Origin of the sequence: Pseudomonas sp. D3-27, from assembly GCF_051132165.1 — a bacterium.
In the GTDB taxonomy this organism is placed as follows: domain Bacteria; phylum Pseudomonadota; class Gammaproteobacteria; order Pseudomonadales; family Pseudomonadaceae; genus Aquipseudomonas.
The window spans coordinates 3691047-3707645 of sequence record NZ_CP071667.1; the positions used below are offsets into that span (position 1 = coordinate 3691047).

The following is a 16599-nucleotide window of genomic DNA, read 5'->3' on the forward strand; positions in this document are numbered from 1 at the left end:
CTGAAGCGGAAACGAAAATCGCAGCCTCACGCCAAGCGGAGGACGAGACGCAAAGCGGTGGACACGCCATGAGCAAACGTAAAGCGAATAACAACATCGCCCGCGCCGAACGAAAATGCCGGGCATTGCTCAGGACCAACCATGTCGCAGTGGTAAACATTGACCCGAGCGGCACGCAGGTCATGATGAACTGGAAAAGTCGCCGCCAGATCCGAACGCTTGAAATCGCAAACGCAATCTTCGATTTCGCCTACCACTGGACAATCTATATCGCCGGCATGTGCCGAGACGACCGCGGAGCCGAGTACATCAAGTCAGTGGAGATATCGCCGGAAGGCGTCTACAGGGTGGAAAGTCTTACGGATGCTATCGAGCATTACTATCTGGAGCTCCGCAACAGCTGCAATCCGAACCATCTGGTGGCGTCTGGCTGGATTGCGATACCCGACGATGTGTGTCTGGGAGAGGGGCAAGCCGCGAAGCTATTCTCTGCCGTCGGCGCCTGGAATCAGGTCAGATTAGCCGCTTGATACCTATTTGGGCTCGCCATGACAGATCATCTATTCACCCCGCTGTACTGCCAGCTTGTTTAAGGTGATAGGCCAGCCGATCAATTTCCCAGAAGGCTTCAGTGGCGGCATTTTGTGGGCAAATACGGCGCTGTACCTGTGCACCAGCGGAATGCAACCCTGAGCGCTAACGAAAGCGAAAGAGTCTCGCATGCGCTCTACGTCAAATTTACTACCTAGGTAATCCTTCAACAAACGGCGACTAATTATGTAATGTCCACACTCAAGGCAAGTGACATCATCCCAATCACCAATCACCGTATAGGCCCTTGCGATACGCGTCGCCCCAACAAATCCAGCAACTGCACTTCATTCCACTTCCACCTCCCGTTTCCCAATTGGATTCTAGGCAAACGGGTTGGGTTCCTCCTAGGATGAGGTCGCTGGCGAGCCGTTTGTCGTGCCAGCTGGCAGATGGGCAGCCTATCGGAAGCGCGACCCCGTCAGGCACCAAATGTTAAGGATTTCTGAAACCCTGCTTCGTCGAATTGGTCGATGGCATCAGAGGGCGACGACGCCCCAGCCCGGCGAAGGGCAAACTTGCGTGTGCGGAGTACCAAATGTTTAACGAACCTTTCAACCTACCAGCCGGGGCGATGCGCGCTGCTGAGAAGATACTAAAAGACATCGAGACCGCTGGATCGATGATCCTGGCCGTCAAAAGCGGCGCAAAAGCTCACGGATTTGTGATCGGCCTAACCTGCGCGGGATCCATCACCGAGGATCAAGCCGACCTAATTCTGGACCGGTTCGACCACGCGACGGAGAGAAGGCTTAGAGATTTGGCACTTAACGCTAAATAGGAGCTTTTTTCCAACGGCCCTCAAACGCACGGGTCATTCATAGATCTTTCCGCAGTACAGAAAAACCGCAAACTGACGCCAAGGGTTAGACGGATCAAGCCCCTCCCTGATTCCGAAGTCGCTGGTTTCCGCCCACGCAACGGCAGATTCCAAAAAACCATCTATTGTATCGTTTTCCCAATCAGTGCTATCTGCTGTGGCTGCCGCTCTGTCTGCCATCAGAGCATGGGCAAATCTAAGAAAAGATTGGTCGTCGTTGACTTCTTCTAGGAGGTCGTAGGGGTCCATCGTCGCTTCATCCTTAAGGGGTGATCGGCTTATCTATCCGCTCACCAGATTCCATATCCTCGAGCTTAAAGTCCCACCAGTCTTCACTTGGCATCGACTTGAGACCGTACTCCCGCCCGGCTTTTAGGTAAACGTCCCGAAAAATTGGCCTCGTCGCTCGTGTTCCTGTCCACTTCTTCACTTCCAGACGGTGTTTTCCCGGCGACAAGCGATATTCGGTACGCTGCGTGTACAACGCATACAAGGTGTCTGCACCATCTACGCTGGCAATAGTGAGCGTCTTCTCTATCGACCGAATACCTGCGGTTTGGGAATTTGGTAACCCCTCTGCTGCTTTCTCAGTGTAGGACTTACACCCAGACGCCATAGCGATAATCATAGCGAAACCGAGGATGCTGAAGCCGCGCTTGAACTGCATAAACCGTCCCGTATTCCATTCTTGAATCGGCTATTCAACCCCACCCATTGTAAAAATGCCATCATAGCGCCATCTTCACGCAGCGCCCTGGATCAGTCGGGATCAAACCCCTTGGGTAAGAGAATCATAGATTCGGTGTAGGTCGCCAGATTAATGATCTCGCGGAGGAAGACTACTACCGCCAGTTTCTGAGCATCGTCAGGCAATCCGATCCATTTTAGCATCGCCCTTGCATCCTCCTCGATTGCCGCGAGCGCATCTACATCGTTTTGCAGTCTCATGTCGGCCTCCGGCCAGTGTGAGTTCGGATAAGTAATAGCTCTTATCTCCGAATCGCGCCAATCGCGCCAATCGCGCCAATCGCAGCGAAGGCTACAACGTGGAATCCAGAAGTGCGCAGTGAAATGGCCTGAGTGTTCGTATCGGACCTGAAGCGGGTCAAAACGCCCACGGCATCGACAACCAACAGGAAGTTCACCAGTGGCTGCTGATGAATCTGATCGCGGCGGACTTCCAGACGCAGGTCAATGCTGCGTTGTGTCACGACACCTTATTTTGGTAGCGAAAAGGTGTCGCGCATTATTCAGGCTACCGGGAGGAAGTCGCTCACCGATGATCCGCCAGAGCCTGACGACGAAGTCGACGTGCCGGCGATCTAATTGCCGAAGGGTGAATCATTGGACAATGAAATTCTCATCGAGAGCTTTACGAGCGATGTCTAGGCAGCTCTGCACAAGGCCTAGGGTAAACTCCAGATTATGATCGGTTGGACCCGTGAGCAAGCCAACTTGTTCGTCTGTCATCTGAAAGGACGAATCCATCGACCTGAATGTAGCGTGACTTGCTGCAACTGATAGGCCTCGGTAGAGGGTGTCGTAGATAGGCATAAGTCCGGCAACGCGTGCCGCGTCATGCGTTGAAAAACCTGGCGCGTTACCTTCCCCTCGAAGAACTACCTCTGTTAAATCAGCTATGTTTTGTTTGGTCAAACCCTTGTCAGATAGGGAGTCGATCATCGCCTTGGCTTGCTTTTTCTCATCGATGTCACATTGACGAGACATTCTGGGAAACACGGATGGATCTTTGATCAAGGCCATACCATGAAACAAGGCTTCCGCCGCGGAACGCGTGATGGTTTGAGCATCAACGACGAGCCCTCGCTCGCACAAAATTATTGCGGCCTGACAACTCCTGATTGTCCGGTGCAGAAAAACCAATGCAGCCAACATGTGCGGCTCTTTCCAATCGACACCTGCCTCCATCATCGAACGCTGTGCAGCGCCAGATGCAGACTCGGCGGCAGCAAAGGAACTGTTAAAGTTCGACTTTAGGCTCTCTCGAACCAAGTCCATCGAGGGAGACAGGAACCCTTTGAGATTCAGGGCTTCATCCAGTTCGGCTTGATCCACTTGTTTAACACCCTCAAAAATAGAATTCGTTCTGAGGCCTAAGCTCAATCGCTGCCGGGCCGAACACAAATACCCCAACCCAAACCAAACTGCCACCACGATCACGGAGGGCGGCGGAACTGCTACAAGCAATTCAAGGGACGCGAAGGCACTCCTCATCAAGTGTACTCAGAGCCGGAATGTTGCACGCCCTGGGAATGTTGGCTAAGAAGTATCGAGTCTTCTCAATGTCAAATACTCTGTTGTAGATAACCGCAATCAGGCTTCGAGAAATTCGAAACACCCCACAATCCGGGCAATCGATTTCCAGGTAATCGCCGCTCGTAGGGTTTTGATTCGCCGCTGAACCGTGCACCGAGCATTTCATAGCCGCTCCTCAATCCGGCCTCATGCCGGGCAATCAACCAATAGCCCACAAACTCGAATCACGCCAACGAAAAGCATGCCGACTGGGTTTAACTTTCACCCAATCTCCGCCAGCATTGAGGGGCCCAACGCTCATCGATCGGTGGTGGCGATAATCCGTAGCGTTTTAGCAATGCCAAAACGGTCCTATTAGCCACGTGGAGGGACCCCATAAATAAATATCATCTTACGCTGGATCTGGAATTTTTTACAAAATGCCTGGGCTTTTCCCGTTAGGCACGAAAAGCGCAGCTATGATCCCATCAATTACTCGAGCACTGAAAGGCGGTACCGGATGCGAACTGTAGCCCTCCTAACGGCAATGCTCATACTCCTAGCCTCACTCTCTGGCTGTAAAAATTTCGGCACTAGAGACAAAAATACTCCAAAGTTGCTAAATCCTACATATTCTGGACTCCCACCCCCACAGCAACAATTTCGAAGCAAGGAACTGGCTAAAGTTAATGATTATTTACTGACTGCTCTAATCGCATCCGATCTAGCCTACAGCGACGAAAGCCTGGAGGGCTGGACCAGAACAGTATTACCTAGACCCAGCATAGGATCTAAAGAAACCTCAACAGTTTACATATCCAGATCAGATGACAAGAACAAAACCATAGACATAGCAATTAGAGGCACTGCAAATATAGATGACGCGTATGTAGACATCCAGACTTCCAAAAAACTTGACGACAACACAGGAACTTCATTTCATAGCGGTTTCAAGCTCATAGCTGGATTTGTATATAAATCTGTGAAAGAACAATACGGAGAAAAAATCGACCAAGGCTACATGATCAGACTTTACGGACACTCACTTGGCGGTGCTGTAGCCTCGATAGTTTCAATGTATCTTCATGAAGCTGGGGCGACAATAGAATTCGTAGGTACCTTTGGTGCACCTCGATTCACTAACAACGAGGGCGCAAGAAGGTATCAGATCTTAAATATTGTTACCTACCGAGTTGTTAGGTGCGATATGCCATCCCATTCATGCCCCCACCAAACATAGTTGGATGGTCAAATGACAACTACGAAGCAAACGGCAACGTAATACTGCTAATGCAGCTCCCATACTTTGACTACTCAGAGCGGGTAGATATAGAGCGCGACTTCTCGCACCAATTACGCTTAGAGTTAATCAACGCAACCTCTAGAAAAGAAATGATCAATGGACACCGAATGAAAAGCTACGGCCGACTGCTAATAAAGCTGCTAACCTCCAAACAAATCCCAATGTTTTATACACTTTCAAAACAGTCATCGCTCTGCAGCGAAGACATTGAAAATGAACAGCCCGCGCCCTAGAACCAATCTATAAACCCAAGCCACCCGATCAGGTATATAGACAGCATAAACTGTTACTCCGACAATGAATGCTATATAGCTTCAGTCTTTGCGCCAGCTATTACGCTCAGAATTAACTAAACACTCATCTCATATCTAACTTATTTATTCGAACCTGCTGCCGCAGCCAGGTTGCACCTGAGTGATTTAGCGGCGGACAATTCATAACCGAGCGGCTCCGTATCAAAAATTTGATAGCACTCAGCTTGCACAGACAACACGCAACCCATTACAACCTTCCGCCGCTGTGTGCGGCATGGAGCATCATCATGGCAAAAATAATTGCCCAAATGACAGTAAAGCTCCCTCGCCTCATGGAGGTGAGCGAGTACAGAAAACTACGGTACGCAGGCGGCAAACCCAGCGTGCAGCAACTCAAAAGGTGGATTGAGGAAGGGGAAGTGATCGGAGAGATAAAGGGCGGGATGTATTTTGTTGATCTACAAGCAGCAGTCATGGGAGCAAGCGACCCTCTGCTGGCACAGATGACGGAGATCGGTTGATGGCTGCTCGGCCACGCATATTGAAAAACAGAAAGTTGCCGCCGAACCTCTACCCCAACGGAAAATATTGGCGGTACCGCAATCCCATCACCGGCCTGGTAACAAGCATCAACCGCCCTCTGGAGGAAGCAATAAAACTAGCGCGGGCGGCAAATCTGAAGCTGTCGGCGCTGGTTGTAGACGACGGCGCGCTACTCACAGTATTGACTGGCGAGCGCCTGCCCACGATCAACATCCTGTTGCAGCGTTTCCAAGACGAGTGGCTTAAGGACAAAGGCTACGCAACTCGCACACTGGAGGAAATCAAGTTCAAGCTTCAGCGGTACCAGCGAGACCTAGGCGAGCGTCTGATTGGGCAAATGGACGTGCTTGCCATGGCTGAATACCTGGACCAGTTCAGCAACAATGCCTACACGAAGCACCGCGGCTTGTGGGTTCAGATATTTGCTTTCGCCGTGGCTAAAGGCCTGGCAGAGCGAAATGTCGCAGAGCTGACCTTGGTGAAAAAGGAGGCGGAGAAGAAGCGTCAGCGTCACACCCTCGAAGGACTGAATTCAATCATCAACGCCGCGACGACGCCCCCCTGGCTAAAACGCGCAATCCGCCTAGCGCTAACAAGCCTCCAGCGGCGCGAGGACATCGTGACGTGGCAGAAATCAGCCGCCAACATGGATGAAAACACGCTGACCGTTTCTCCCGGAAAAACTCAGGGCTACAGCAATCCGGTTCACCTCAAAATCAAGATGGGGGCCGCCCTACGCGAGGTTGTAGGAGAGTGCCTACGCTCACCCGTAGCTTCCCCCTACCTGATCCATTACAAGCCCAAGGCGAGGCGCAGAGAGCAGATCAATGCGAAGGATCACTGGACCTCGGTGACGCCGGACTATCTGACCAAGGAATTCAGCAAGGCTAGGGACGAGGCGCACGCCTACGACTATATGCCAGCCGGAGAGCGCCCCACTTTTCATGAGATTCGCGCGCTAGGTGCATGGCTCTATGAGCAGCAGAATTTCCCCCAGGATTACATCCAGGCGCTGCTTGGTCATGCAGACGAAAAGATGACGAAGCACTACCAGAAGGGACACTGCGAGCAGACGATTGACTACGTCGAGGTGGGTGCCGAATTGGCGTTGTGAGGTGGGGTTTTGCAAAAGTTTTGAAAAAGTTTTGAAAATCGCAGCCAACAAAAAAGGGCCCACCTTTCGGTGAGCCCTTCTAGACCGCCCAGCAGAGCGGATTTTGTTTGGTAGGCGCGATTGGACTCGAACCAACGACCCCCACCATGTCAAGGTGGTGCTCTAACCAACTGAGCTACGTGCCTGCTGTGAGGCGGCATTCTACGGAATTCCAAAGGGGTGTCAACACCTTTTTTTCACCTAAGCCTATGAATATGCAAAATATTTAATTGCGCCGAAGCGACAAGGATTTTGTGGTGGCTGGCGGCGGATTTTTATCTCGGGTAGGATCGCTGCATTCGTAAAAAATATAAAACAGAGGTTCCAGAATGGCGAACACATCCTACCCAGCGTCCTATTACGCCGCATCGGCCAATGCGACGCCGTCGCGCCCTGCCCTGCAGGATGATGTCGAAACCGATGTCTGCGTGATCGGTGCGGGTTACACGGGGTTGTCTTCCGCGCTGTTTCTGCTGGAGCACGGTTTTAAAGTGACGATCGTCGAGGCGGCGAAGGTCGGCTTCGGCGCTTCGGGTCGCAACGGTGGGCAGATCGTCAACAGCTACAGCCGCGACATCGATGTGATCGAACGCAGCGTCGGTCCACAGCAAGCGCAGTTGCTCGGCAACATGGCGTTCGAGGGTGGGCGGATCATCCGTGAGCGGGTGGCTAAGTATCAGATTCAGTGCGATCTGAAGGACGGCGGTGTATTCGCGGCCCTCACCGCTAAACAGATGGGTCATCTGGAGTCGCAGAAGCGTTTATGGGAGCGTTTCGGTCATACACAGCTGGAGTTGCTGGGTCAGCGGCGTATTCGCGAGGTGGTGGCTTGCGAGGAGTATGTCGGCGGCATGTTGGATATGAGCGGAGGGCATATCCACCCGCTCAATCTGGCGCTGGGCGAAGCGGCGGCGGTGGAGTCACTGGGTGGTGTGATCTACGAGCAGTCGCCGGCGGTGCGCATCGAGCGCGGTGCCAGTCCGGTCGTGCATACGCCGCAGGGCAAGGTCAGGGCCAAATTCATTATCGTGGCGGGCAATGCTTACCTGGGCAATCTGGTGCCGGAGTTGGCGGCCAAGTCGATGCCTTGTGGTACGCAGGTGATCGCCACTGAGCCGCTGGGGGACGAGTTGGCCCATCGCCTGCTGCCTCAGGATTACTGCGTCGAAGATTGCAACTACCTGCTCGACTACTACCGGCTGACGGGTGACAAGCGCCTGATTTTCGGTGGTGGCGTGGTGTATGGCGCAAGGGATCCGGCCAACATTGAAGCGATCATTCGGCCGAAGATGCTCAAAGCGTTCCCGCAGCTCAAGGATGTGAAGATCGATTACGCCTGGACCGGAAATTTCCTACTGACTCTGTCGCGTCTTCCGCAAGTAGGGCGGCTGGGGGATAACATTTATTATTCCCAAGGCTGCAGTGGTCATGGCGTGACGTATACGCATTTGGCGGGCAAGGTACTGGCAGAGGCATTGCGAGGGCAAGCAGAGCGTTTTGACGCGTTTGCGGACCTGCCGCACCACCCCTTCCCCGGCGGTCAATTGCTGCGCACGCCATTTGCGGCGATGGGGGCTTGGTATTACGGGTTGCGGGATCGGTTGGGGTTCTGAAGCGGCCGACACAGGGCTGCTTTGCAGCCCAGCGGGAGCAAGCTCCCTCGCCACGGCTGTAGGCCCAATACTGTTCAGCCAGACACAAAAAACCCCGGTCTTTCGACCAGGGTCTTTGCTATCGATTGGAAGAAGCTCTTCAGCTTTCTTCTTAGCTTCAAGGCGTTCAGTGGGCCTCGAAGCAGATATGGCGCAGCGGACGGGACTCGAACCCGCGACCCCCGGCGTGACAGGCCGGTATTCTAACCGACTGAACTACCGCTGCGTATCGCTGTGGACTTGCGTCCATTAAACTCGTCTGATCCAAACCCGCGGGCTTGGATCTCGAACCAGGCGAACCTGCTTCGGAAAATATGGCGCAGCGGACGGGACTCGAACCCGCGACCCCCGGCGTGACAGGCCGGTATTCTAACCGACTGAACTACCGCTGCGCGTCGGTGGATGCTTTTGACAGCTTCCATCTTGCTTTCGCAAGACTCTCAAGAAACATGGTGGGTGATGACGGGATCGAACCGCCGACATTCTGCTTGTAAGGCAGACGCTCTCCCGGCTGAGCTAATCACCCTTTGCTGCGTTGAGGCCGCGAAATTTACGCAGGTACCGAAGCTAAGTCAATAGCAGGGTTGGATTTTTTTCAGAAACAGTTTCAAGCGACAAGCGCCAAGCTACAAGTAAAAAGCACCGGACCCGCACCACGCTGCTTGCAGCTTGAACTTGCCGCTTGCAGCTGCTCCTTACTCATAAATCATTTTCTTGGTCATGCCGCCATCCACCACGAACTCCTGCCCCGTGACAAAACCGGCGTTGCGCGAAAGCAGCCATGCCACCATCGCCGCCACGTCCTCCACCGTACCCACCCTGCCCGCCGGATGCTGGGCGTGATCGGCATCGGTGAGCGGCTGCGCTCGACGTTGCGATGGGTCTCGCGCGTCGATCCAACCAGGGCTGACGGCGTTGACCCGAATCTCCGGCCCTAGACTGATCGCCAGGGCATGAGTCAGGGCCAGCAAGCCTCCTTTGCTGGCCGCATAGGCCTCGGTGTCCGGTTCCGACTGCGCGGCGCGGGTCGAGGCCAGGTTGACGATGGCCCCGTTGTGGGCACGCAGGTAAGGCGCGCAGTGCTTGGCCAGCAGCATCGGCCCACCCAGGTTCACCGCCAAGACCCGGTTCCAATGCGCCAGGTCCAGGCTTTCCAGGGTGATGTTGTGCGGGTCGGCGATGGCGGCGTTGCACACCAGCGCGTCGAGCCGCCCGAACTGGCCGAGCACTTCAGCGATAGCGGTGGCAACCTGGGCCTCGTCCGACACATCCATGGCGATGAACCAGGCATTGTCACCCAAGGTTTTCGCCACCTTGGAACCGCGCTCGCGGTCCAGGTCGGTGAGAACCACCTGCCAACCTTCACAGATCAGCCAGGCGGCAATCCCAAGGCCGATACCCCGCGCGGCGCCCGTCACCAGGGCTACCCGGCCATGAGTACCGCTCGGCGGCGTAGCCAGCTCGATCACAAGGCCGCCAACCCGCGGGCCAGGTCGGCTTGCAGGTCCGCCACGTCTTCCAGGCCGACCGCCACGCGGATCAGGCTGTCACGGATACCCGCCGATTCACGCTCCTGGGGCGACAGGCGACCGTGGGAGGTGGTGCTCGGGTGGGTAATGGTGGTTTTGCTGTCACCGAGGTTGGCAGTGATGGAGATCAACCGGGTCGCGTCAATGAAACGCCAGGCGCCCTCCTTGCCGCCCTTGACCTCGAAGCTCACCACCGCGCCGAAACCGCGCTGCTGACGCAAGGCCAGTTCGTGTTGCGGATGGCTCTTGAGGCCGGCGTAATGCACTTTCTCGATACCGTCCTGCTGCTCCAGCCACTCGGCCAGGGCCTGGGCATTGGCGCAATGAGCCTTCATCCGTAGGCCGAGGGTTTCCAGGCCTTTGAGGAAGATCCAGGCATTGAACGGGCTGAGGGTCGGCCCAGCGGTGCGCAAGAAGCCCACGACCTCTTTCATTTGCTCGCCACGACCAGCAACGACACCGCCCATGCAACGACCTTGGCCGTCGATGAACTTGGTGGCCGAATGCACCACCACGTCCGCGCCCAGCTTGAGCGGCTGTTGCAGCGCCGGTGTGCAGAAGCAGTTGTCGACCACCAGCATGGCGCCCTTGGCATGGGCGATTTCCGCCAGCGCGGTGATGTCCACCAGTTCGGCCAGCGGATTGGACGGCGACTCGACGAAAAGCAGCTTGGTATTGGCCTTGATCGCGGCATCCCAACCGGACAGGTCCGCCAGGGGCACGTAATCGACTTCCACGCCGAAACGCTTGAAGTATTTTTCGAACAGGCTGATGGTCGAGCCGAAGACGCTGCGCGACACCAGTACATGGTCGCCAGCGCTGCACAGGCTCATCACCACCGCCATGATCGCGGCCATGCCGGTGGCGGTCGCCACGGCCTGCTCGGCGCCTTCCAGGGCGGCGATACGCTCCTCGAAAGCCCGCACGGTCGGGTTGGTGTAACGCGAGTAGACGTTGCCCGGCACTTCCCCGGCAAAGCGCGCCGCGGCATCGGCGGCCGTGCGGAACACGTAGCTGGAGGTGAAGAACATCGGATCGCCATGTTCGGCTTCCGGTGTACGGTGCTGGCCCGCGCGAACCGCCAGGGTATCGAACGCTACGCCTTCAAGGTCGCTGTCCAGCCGACCGGCATCCCAATCCTGACTCATGCTGCCACTCCTGTAATCGGTTAAACGCAAACCGGCCCCTCGGGGCCGGTTCGTGACTCAGTTGTTGTACAGATCGATGATCGCGCTGACCGCCTGCGTCTTGGCCTTGGACGCGTCGTTACGCGCGTTCTCGATCCGATTCAGGTAGGCCTCGTCGATGTCGCCGGTGACGTACTTGCCGTCGAATACCGCACAATCGAACTGCTCGATCTTGATCTTGCCGCCACCCACCGCTTCGATGAGGTCCGGCAAGTCCTGGTAGATCAGCCAGTCGGCGCCGATCAGGTCGGCCACTTCCTGGGTCGTGCGGTTATGAGCGATCAGCTCATGGGCACTCGGCATATCGATGCCGTAGACGTTCGGGTAGCGCACGGCCGGGGCCGCCGAGCAGAAGTAGACATTCTTGGCGCCGGCTTCGCGGGCCATCTGGATGATCTGCTTGCAGGTGGTACCACGCACGATGGAATCGTCCACCAGCATCACGTTCTTGCCGCGGAATTCCAGTTCAATGGCGTTGAGCTTCTGGCGTACGGATTTTTTCCGTGCAGCCTGGCCCGGCATGATGAAGGTGCGGCCAATGTAGCGGTTCTTCACGAAGCCTTCGCGGAACTTCACGCCCAAATGGTTCGCCAGCTCCAGGGCCGCGGTGCGGCTGGTGTCCGGGATCGGGATGACCACGTCGATGTCATGGTCCGGACGCTCGCGCAGGATCTTGTCGGCGAGCTTCTCGCCCATGCGCAGGCGCGCCTTGTAGACCGAGATACCGTCAATGATCGAGTCGGGACGGGCCAGGTAGACGTGCTCGAAGATACACGGCGTCAGGCTCGGGTTGGTCGCGCACTGGCGGGTGAACAACTTGCCGTCTTCAGTGATGTAGACCGCTTCGCCCGGGGCCAGGTCGCGAATCAGGGTGAAACCAAGCACGTCCAGGGACACGCTCTCGGAGGCGATCATGTACTCGACGCCTTCGTCGGTATGACGCTGGCCGAACACGATCGGACGAATACCGTGTGGGTCGCGGAAACCGACAATGCCGTAGCCGGTGATCATCGCCACCACCGAGTAGCCACCCACGCAACGGTTGTGCACGTCGGTCACGGCGGCGAACACGTCTTCTTCGGTCGGCTGCAGCTTGCCGCGCTGGGCCAGCTCGTGAGCGAAGACGTTGAGCATCACTTCCGAGTCGGAACTGGTGTTGACGTGGCGCAAGTCAGATTCGTAGATCTCCTTGGCCAGTTGCTCGACATTGGTCAGGTTGCCGTTGTGCGCCAACGTGATGCCGTACGGCGAGTTGACATAGAACGGCTGGGCTTCGGCCGAAGTCGAGCTACCCGCTGTCGGGTAACGCACATGGCCGATACCCATATGCCCGACGAGGCGCTGCATGTGACGCTGATGGAACACGTCGCGCACCAGGCCATTGTCCTTGCGCAGGAATAACCGGCCGTCATGGCTGGTCACGATACCGGCAGCGTCCTGGCCGCGGTGCTGGAGCACGGTTAGCGCGTCATACAGCGCCTGATTGACGTTCGACTTACCGACGATACCGACGATGCCACACATGCGACGCAACCCCTACTTAATGGATCTGAACTGAATAACACTCACTGCGGCGTTTTGGCCATCGGCAAGAGCTGTTCCTTGAACGGTATTTCAGCGGGTACGCTGATACCGCTGGCAAGCCACTGACTGCTCCAACCCAGGATCAGGTTCTTGGACCAGTCTGCGACCAATAGAAATTGTGGCACGAGCCGGGACTCCTGCCACCACGTATCCTGCTGTACCGGCCCCAGGCTCAACAGCCCGACGGCCACGACCACCAGCAAGGCGCCACGCGCCGCGCCGAAAGCCATGCCCAGGAACCGGTCCGTCCCGGAAAGCCCGGTGACGCGAATCAGTTCGCCGATCAGATAATTGATCATTGCGCCCACCAGCAAGGTGGCGATAAACAAGATGGCACAGCCTGCGATCACGCGGGCCGAGGGTGTTTCGATGTATCCGGCAAGGTACTGGGACAGCGAGCCACCAAACATCCAGGCCACGACTCCCGCGATGATCCAGGTCAGCAGCGAGAGCGCTTCCTTGACGAAGCCGCGACTCAGACTGATCAATGCGGAGATGGCGACGATCGCAACGATCGCCCAGTCAACCCAGGTAAATGGCACGGTGCAGCCTACAGACGGATAAGGCGGCGCATTTTAGCAGAGCGCAGGGCTGTCGGTAAGCTGCGTGATTCAAATCGGCTAAATGGCTGTCAACCGCGCTCTGGCTGGAAGCGAACCACAAAACCCTTGAGGTTCTGCTGGCGATTGAGCAAGTCGCGCAGACGGTCGGCCTCGGCACGCTCGATCAACGGACCGACAAAAACCCGATTCTTGCCATCGGCGGAACGGATATAGGCGTTGTAGCCCTGGCTGCGCAGGCTTTTCTGCAGTTTTTCCGCGCTTTCGCGACTGGTCAGGCTGGCCAGTTGCACCGACCAGCTCACCGACAGGCCGTTGGCATCGACGCGGCTCTGGGTGGTGTCTGGCTTGGGGGCAGCGGTAATCGGCTGGCTTGGCGCCGGTTTGATCGCCGGCGTCGCCGGGATGGGCGTTGGCGCTACAGCAGGCTTGGCGGGTGCCGCCGGGGCAGGCGCGACAGCGGCAGATGCGGGCGCTGTGGGCGTGGACCCGACCGGCGCGGTAGGCGCGGCGGATTGTTCAGCCAATTCCGCGTCGCTCGGCACCGGCTCCTGGGGCAGTGCCTGCGGCTCGGGCACTGGCACGGGCTCGACTTGCACGGGTGGCACCGCAGGCGCTTGGGGCGCGGCCGGCGCATCAACCGTGACCTGGCGCTGCTCGTCCTGCCGGGAAAACAGCATCGGCAGGAAGATCACCGCCAGGGCCACCAACACCAGGGCCCCGACCATGCGCTGCTTGTAAGCCTTATCCAGCAATGCCATCTGCAGCTTCCTCCGTGGAGCGCCGGGCCAACCATTGAAGGGCCTCGGCAACGCAATAAAATGATCCGAACAACAGAATCTCGTCGTCTGCCGTCGCCAGGGCGCACTGCCCTTCCAGCGCGTCGGCCACGCTGCCATAAGCTTCCACCGAAGCGCCACGATGCTGCAACACCGCCTGCAACTCGCTGGCCGGACGCGAACGCGGCGAATCCAGTGGCGTCACGGCCCAGTGCTGGACACTAGCATCCAACGCATCGACAACGCCATCCAGGTCCTTGTCCGACAGCAGGCCAAACACCGCCAGCCGCTTGCCCGCCACGGGTCGACGCGCCAGGCGTTCAGCCAGGTACTGCGCCGCGTGGGGGTTGTGACCGACATCCAAGAGCACGTTGAGGCGCTTGCCTTGCCAATCGATCGAGCGGCGATCAAGACGACCGACAACGCGAGTCGCCTGCAGTGCCTGGATAATCCGTCCGGTGTCCCACGGCAGCCCGAGCAGCAGGTAGGCCTGCAGTGCCAGCGCGGCATTCTCCATTGGCAAGTCCAGCTGCGGCAGGTCACGCAGCTCCACCTGGTTGCCCCGAGCATCGCTGCCACGCCATTGCCAGTGCCGCTCCGTCATGGCCAGGTCGAAGTCCCGCCCGCGTAGGAAGAACGGGCAGCCCAGCTCGCGCACTTTATCCAGCAACGGTTGCGGCGGATCGAGGTCGCCGCAGAGTGCCGGCGCGCCCTGGCGAAAAATGCCGGCCTTCTCGAAAGCCACGGACTCGCGGGTATCGCCCAGGTAATCGGCGTGATCCACGCCAATACTGGTGACCAGCGCGATGTCCGCGTCCACGAGATTGACGGTATCCAGGCGACCACCCAGGCCGACTTCCAGCACGACCGCATCCAGGCCGGCACGGGCGAACAGCCAGAACGCCGCGAGCGTGCCCATCTCGAAATAGGTCAGGGAAGTCTCGCCCCGCCCGGCTTCCACCGCCGCGAAGGCTTCACACAGATCGGCGTCGGAAGCTTCGACACCGTTGACCTGCACCCGCTCGTTGTAGCGCAGCAGGTGCGGCGAACTGTAGACGCCGACACTTAATCCCTGGGCCCGCAGCAGCGAGGCCAGAAAGGCGCAGGTCGACCCCTTGCCGTTGGTGCCGGTAACCGTGATGACCCGAGGCGCCGGCTTGGCCAGTCCCATGCGGGACGCTACCGCTTGCGAGCGCTCCAGCCCCATGTCGATGGCCGATGGATGCAACTGCTCGAGGTAGGCAAGCCAGTCGCCCAGGGTGCGTTCGGTCATAGACCAGCAGGCGCCGGCGGAACCACGATCGGCTCGATTGGCGTGGCGACGAAGGTCGGCGTCGGCAGGCCCATCAGTTGCGCCAGCAGATTACCCAGGCGCGGACGCAGCTCCTGGCGGTGGATGATCATGTCGATCGCGCCATGTTCCAGCAGGAATTCGCTGCGCTGGAAACCTTCCGGCAGCTTTTCACGCACAGTCTGCTCGATCACACGCGGACCGGCGAAGCCGATCAGGGCTTTCGGCTCGCCGACGATGACGTCGCCCAGCATCGCCAGACTGGCGGAAACACCGCCGTAGACCGGATCGGTCAGCACCGAGATGAACGGAATGCCTTCTTCACGCAAGCGCGCCAGTACCGCGGAGGTCTTGGCCATTTGCATCAGCGAGATCAGGGCCTCCTGCATCCGCGCGCCACCGGAGGCGGCGAAGCAGATCATCGGGCACCGGTTTTCCAGGGCGTAGTTGGCGGCGCGAACGAAGCGCTCGCCGACGATGGCGCCCATGGAACCGCCCATGAACGAGAATTCAAAGGCCGACACCACCACCGGCATGCCCAACAGGGTGCCGCTCATGGAAACCAGGGCGTCTTTTTCACCGGTCTGCTTCTGGGCAGCGGTCAGGCGATCCTTGTATTTCTTGCCGTCGCGGAATTTAAGGCGGTCCACGGGCTCCAGGTCGGCACCCAGCTCAACACGGCCTTCGGCGTCCAGGAAGATATCGATACGGGCACGCGCGCCGATGCGCATGTGGTGGTTGCACTTGGGGCAAACGTCCAGGGTCTTTTCCAGCTCGGGACGGTACAGCACCGCTTCGCAGGATGGACATTTGTGCCACAGACCTTCAGGCACCGAGCTTTTCTTCACCTCGGAACGCATGATCGAAGGGATCAGTTTGTCTACCAACCAGTTGCTCATGCTTCTTTCTCCAGTACCGGCGGCCCGAACGCTCTGGTTCGCGGCCCCGCGTATGCCCTTGAGCTCAAATTCATTGTGCGGCGAGGAACGAGGATCGTCGCGGTCAGTGCGAAACATGACCTGCGCCCAGCCCAACCATCCCCCGCCATCCCGGCAACCGCTGCACTGCGATTGCCACTACGCTATCGGCCCACCCGT

18 protein-coding genes and 4 tRNA genes are annotated in these 16599 nt (G+C 57.6%); 6 read left to right on the forward strand and 16 right to left on the reverse strand.

Going from position 1 to position 16599, the window contains the following annotated elements:
* The first annotated feature begins 68 nt into the window (after positions 1-68).
* Positions 69-530 carry a hypothetical protein gene (locus tag J3P92_RS16715; RefSeq protein WP_434606844.1) on the forward strand — a complete coding sequence of 154 codons (462 nt, stop codon included), beginning with the start codon at positions 69-71 and terminating at the stop codon, positions 528-530.
* 599 nt (positions 531-1129) lie between these two features.
* On the forward strand, positions 1130-1372 hold the full coding sequence (locus tag J3P92_RS16720; protein ID WP_434606847.1) for a hypothetical protein: 243 nt from the start codon (positions 1130-1132) through the stop codon (positions 1370-1372).
* A gap of 33 nt (positions 1373-1405) precedes the next feature.
* On the opposite strand, the gene J3P92_RS16725 is transcribed toward J3P92_RS16720, so the two are convergent.
* The 5 genes from J3P92_RS16725 to J3P92_RS16745 all read right to left on the reverse strand — a co-directional run bounded on the left by J3P92_RS16725 (position 1406) and on the right by J3P92_RS16745 (position 3487).
* Positions 1406-1660, reverse strand: a complete 255-nt coding sequence (locus J3P92_RS16725; protein ID WP_434606850.1) for a DUF7660 family protein — start codon at positions 1658-1660, stop codon at positions 1406-1408.
* A 13-nt stretch (positions 1661-1673) separates the two neighbouring features.
* On the reverse strand, positions 1674-2078 hold the full coding sequence (locus J3P92_RS16730; protein WP_434606852.1) for a hypothetical protein: 405 nt from the start codon (positions 2076-2078) through the stop codon (positions 1674-1676).
* A gap of 92 nt (positions 2079-2170) precedes the next feature.
* Positions 2171-2359: a hypothetical protein gene (locus J3P92_RS16735; protein ID WP_434648345.1), complete on the reverse strand. Its 189-nt coding sequence runs from the start codon at positions 2357-2359 to the stop codon at positions 2171-2173.
* A 41-nt stretch (positions 2360-2400) separates the two neighbouring features.
* Positions 2401-2622: a hypothetical protein gene (locus J3P92_RS16740; protein WP_434648347.1), complete on the reverse strand. Its 222-nt coding sequence runs from the start codon at positions 2620-2622 to the stop codon at positions 2401-2403.
* A 130-nt stretch (positions 2623-2752) separates the two neighbouring features.
* Positions 2753-3487 (reverse strand): DUF5677 domain-containing protein, encoded by a 735-nt coding sequence (locus J3P92_RS16745; RefSeq protein WP_434648349.1) that lies wholly within the window; start codon positions 3485-3487, stop codon positions 2753-2755.
* 700 nt (positions 3488-4187) lie between these two features.
* Between J3P92_RS16745 and J3P92_RS16750 the strand changes: the two genes are divergently transcribed.
* The 3 genes from J3P92_RS16750 (at position 4188) to J3P92_RS16760 (ending at position 6881) form a co-directional block, all read left to right on the forward strand.
* The gene (locus J3P92_RS16750) at positions 4188-4907 is read left to right on the forward strand and encodes a lipase family protein (RefSeq protein ID WP_434648351.1); all 720 of its coding nucleotides are present in this window, start codon (positions 4188-4190) and stop codon (positions 4905-4907) included.
* Positions 4908-5511: 604 nt separating this feature from the next.
* On the forward strand, positions 5512-5745 hold the full coding sequence (locus tag J3P92_RS16755) for a hypothetical protein (RefSeq protein WP_434606865.1): 234 nt from the start codon (positions 5512-5514) through the stop codon (positions 5743-5745).
* Positions 5745-6881: a tyrosine-type recombinase/integrase gene (locus J3P92_RS16760; RefSeq protein WP_434606866.1), complete on the forward strand. Its 1137-nt coding sequence runs from the start codon at positions 5745-5747 to the stop codon at positions 6879-6881. The genes J3P92_RS16755 and J3P92_RS16760 overlap by 1 nt, the downstream gene beginning before the upstream one ends.
* A gap of 108 nt (positions 6882-6989) precedes the next feature.
* Here J3P92_RS16760 and J3P92_RS16765 read toward each other — a convergent pair.
* Positions 6990-7066: transfer RNA gene (locus J3P92_RS16765), tRNA-Val, on the reverse strand.
* 183 nt (positions 7067-7249) lie between these two features.
* Between J3P92_RS16765 and J3P92_RS16770 the strand changes: the two genes are divergently transcribed.
* On the forward strand, positions 7250-8533 hold the full coding sequence (locus J3P92_RS16770) for an NAD(P)/FAD-dependent oxidoreductase (RefSeq protein WP_434648354.1): 1284 nt from the start codon (positions 7250-7252) through the stop codon (positions 8531-8533).
* Between the two features lie 188 nt (positions 8534-8721).
* Here the strand turns inward: J3P92_RS16770 and J3P92_RS16775 are convergent.
* The 10 genes from J3P92_RS16775 to accD all read right to left on the reverse strand — a co-directional run bounded on the left by J3P92_RS16775 (position 8722) and on the right by accD (position 16401).
* Positions 8722-8798, reverse strand: a tRNA-Asp gene (locus J3P92_RS16775).
* Between the two features lie 89 nt (positions 8799-8887).
* Positions 8888-8964, reverse strand: a tRNA-Asp gene (locus J3P92_RS16780).
* Positions 8965-9022: 58 nt separating this feature from the next.
* Positions 9023-9098: transfer RNA gene (locus tag J3P92_RS16785), tRNA-Val, on the reverse strand.
* A 169-nt stretch (positions 9099-9267) separates the two neighbouring features.
* On the reverse strand, positions 9268-10041 hold the full coding sequence (locus J3P92_RS16790) for an SDR family oxidoreductase (protein ID WP_434648356.1): 774 nt from the start codon (positions 10039-10041) through the stop codon (positions 9268-9270).
* Positions 10038-11249, reverse strand: a complete 1212-nt coding sequence (locus J3P92_RS16795; protein WP_434648359.1) for an O-succinylhomoserine sulfhydrylase — start codon at positions 11247-11249, stop codon at positions 10038-10040. Before J3P92_RS16795 ends, J3P92_RS16790 begins: the two co-directional genes overlap by 4 nt.
* 57 nt (positions 11250-11306) lie before the next feature.
* A complete protein-coding gene (gene purF / locus J3P92_RS16800) occupies positions 11307-12812 on the reverse strand; it encodes an amidophosphoribosyltransferase (RefSeq protein WP_305495814.1) in 1506 nt (501 codons plus the stop codon).
* Between the two features lie 41 nt (positions 12813-12853).
* Positions 12854-13414 (reverse strand): CvpA family protein, encoded by a 561-nt coding sequence (locus tag J3P92_RS16805; RefSeq protein ID WP_039593931.1) that lies wholly within the window; start codon positions 13412-13414, stop codon positions 12854-12856.
* A gap of 89 nt (positions 13415-13503) precedes the next feature.
* Complete coding sequence (locus J3P92_RS16810; protein WP_434648362.1) at positions 13504-14193, reverse strand: SPOR domain-containing protein; 690 nt, start codon at positions 14191-14193, stop codon at positions 13504-13506.
* Positions 14177-15484 (reverse strand): bifunctional tetrahydrofolate synthase/dihydrofolate synthase, encoded by a 1308-nt coding sequence (gene folC / locus J3P92_RS16815; RefSeq protein WP_434648365.1) that lies wholly within the window; start codon positions 15482-15484, stop codon positions 14177-14179. The genes J3P92_RS16810 and folC overlap by 17 nt, the downstream gene beginning before the upstream one ends.
* On the reverse strand, positions 15481-16401 hold the full coding sequence (gene accD / locus J3P92_RS16820; RefSeq protein WP_420765690.1) for an acetyl-CoA carboxylase, carboxyltransferase subunit beta: 921 nt from the start codon (positions 16399-16401) through the stop codon (positions 15481-15483). The genes folC and accD overlap by 4 nt, the downstream gene beginning before the upstream one ends.
* Between the last annotated feature and the right edge of the window lie 198 nt (positions 16402-16599).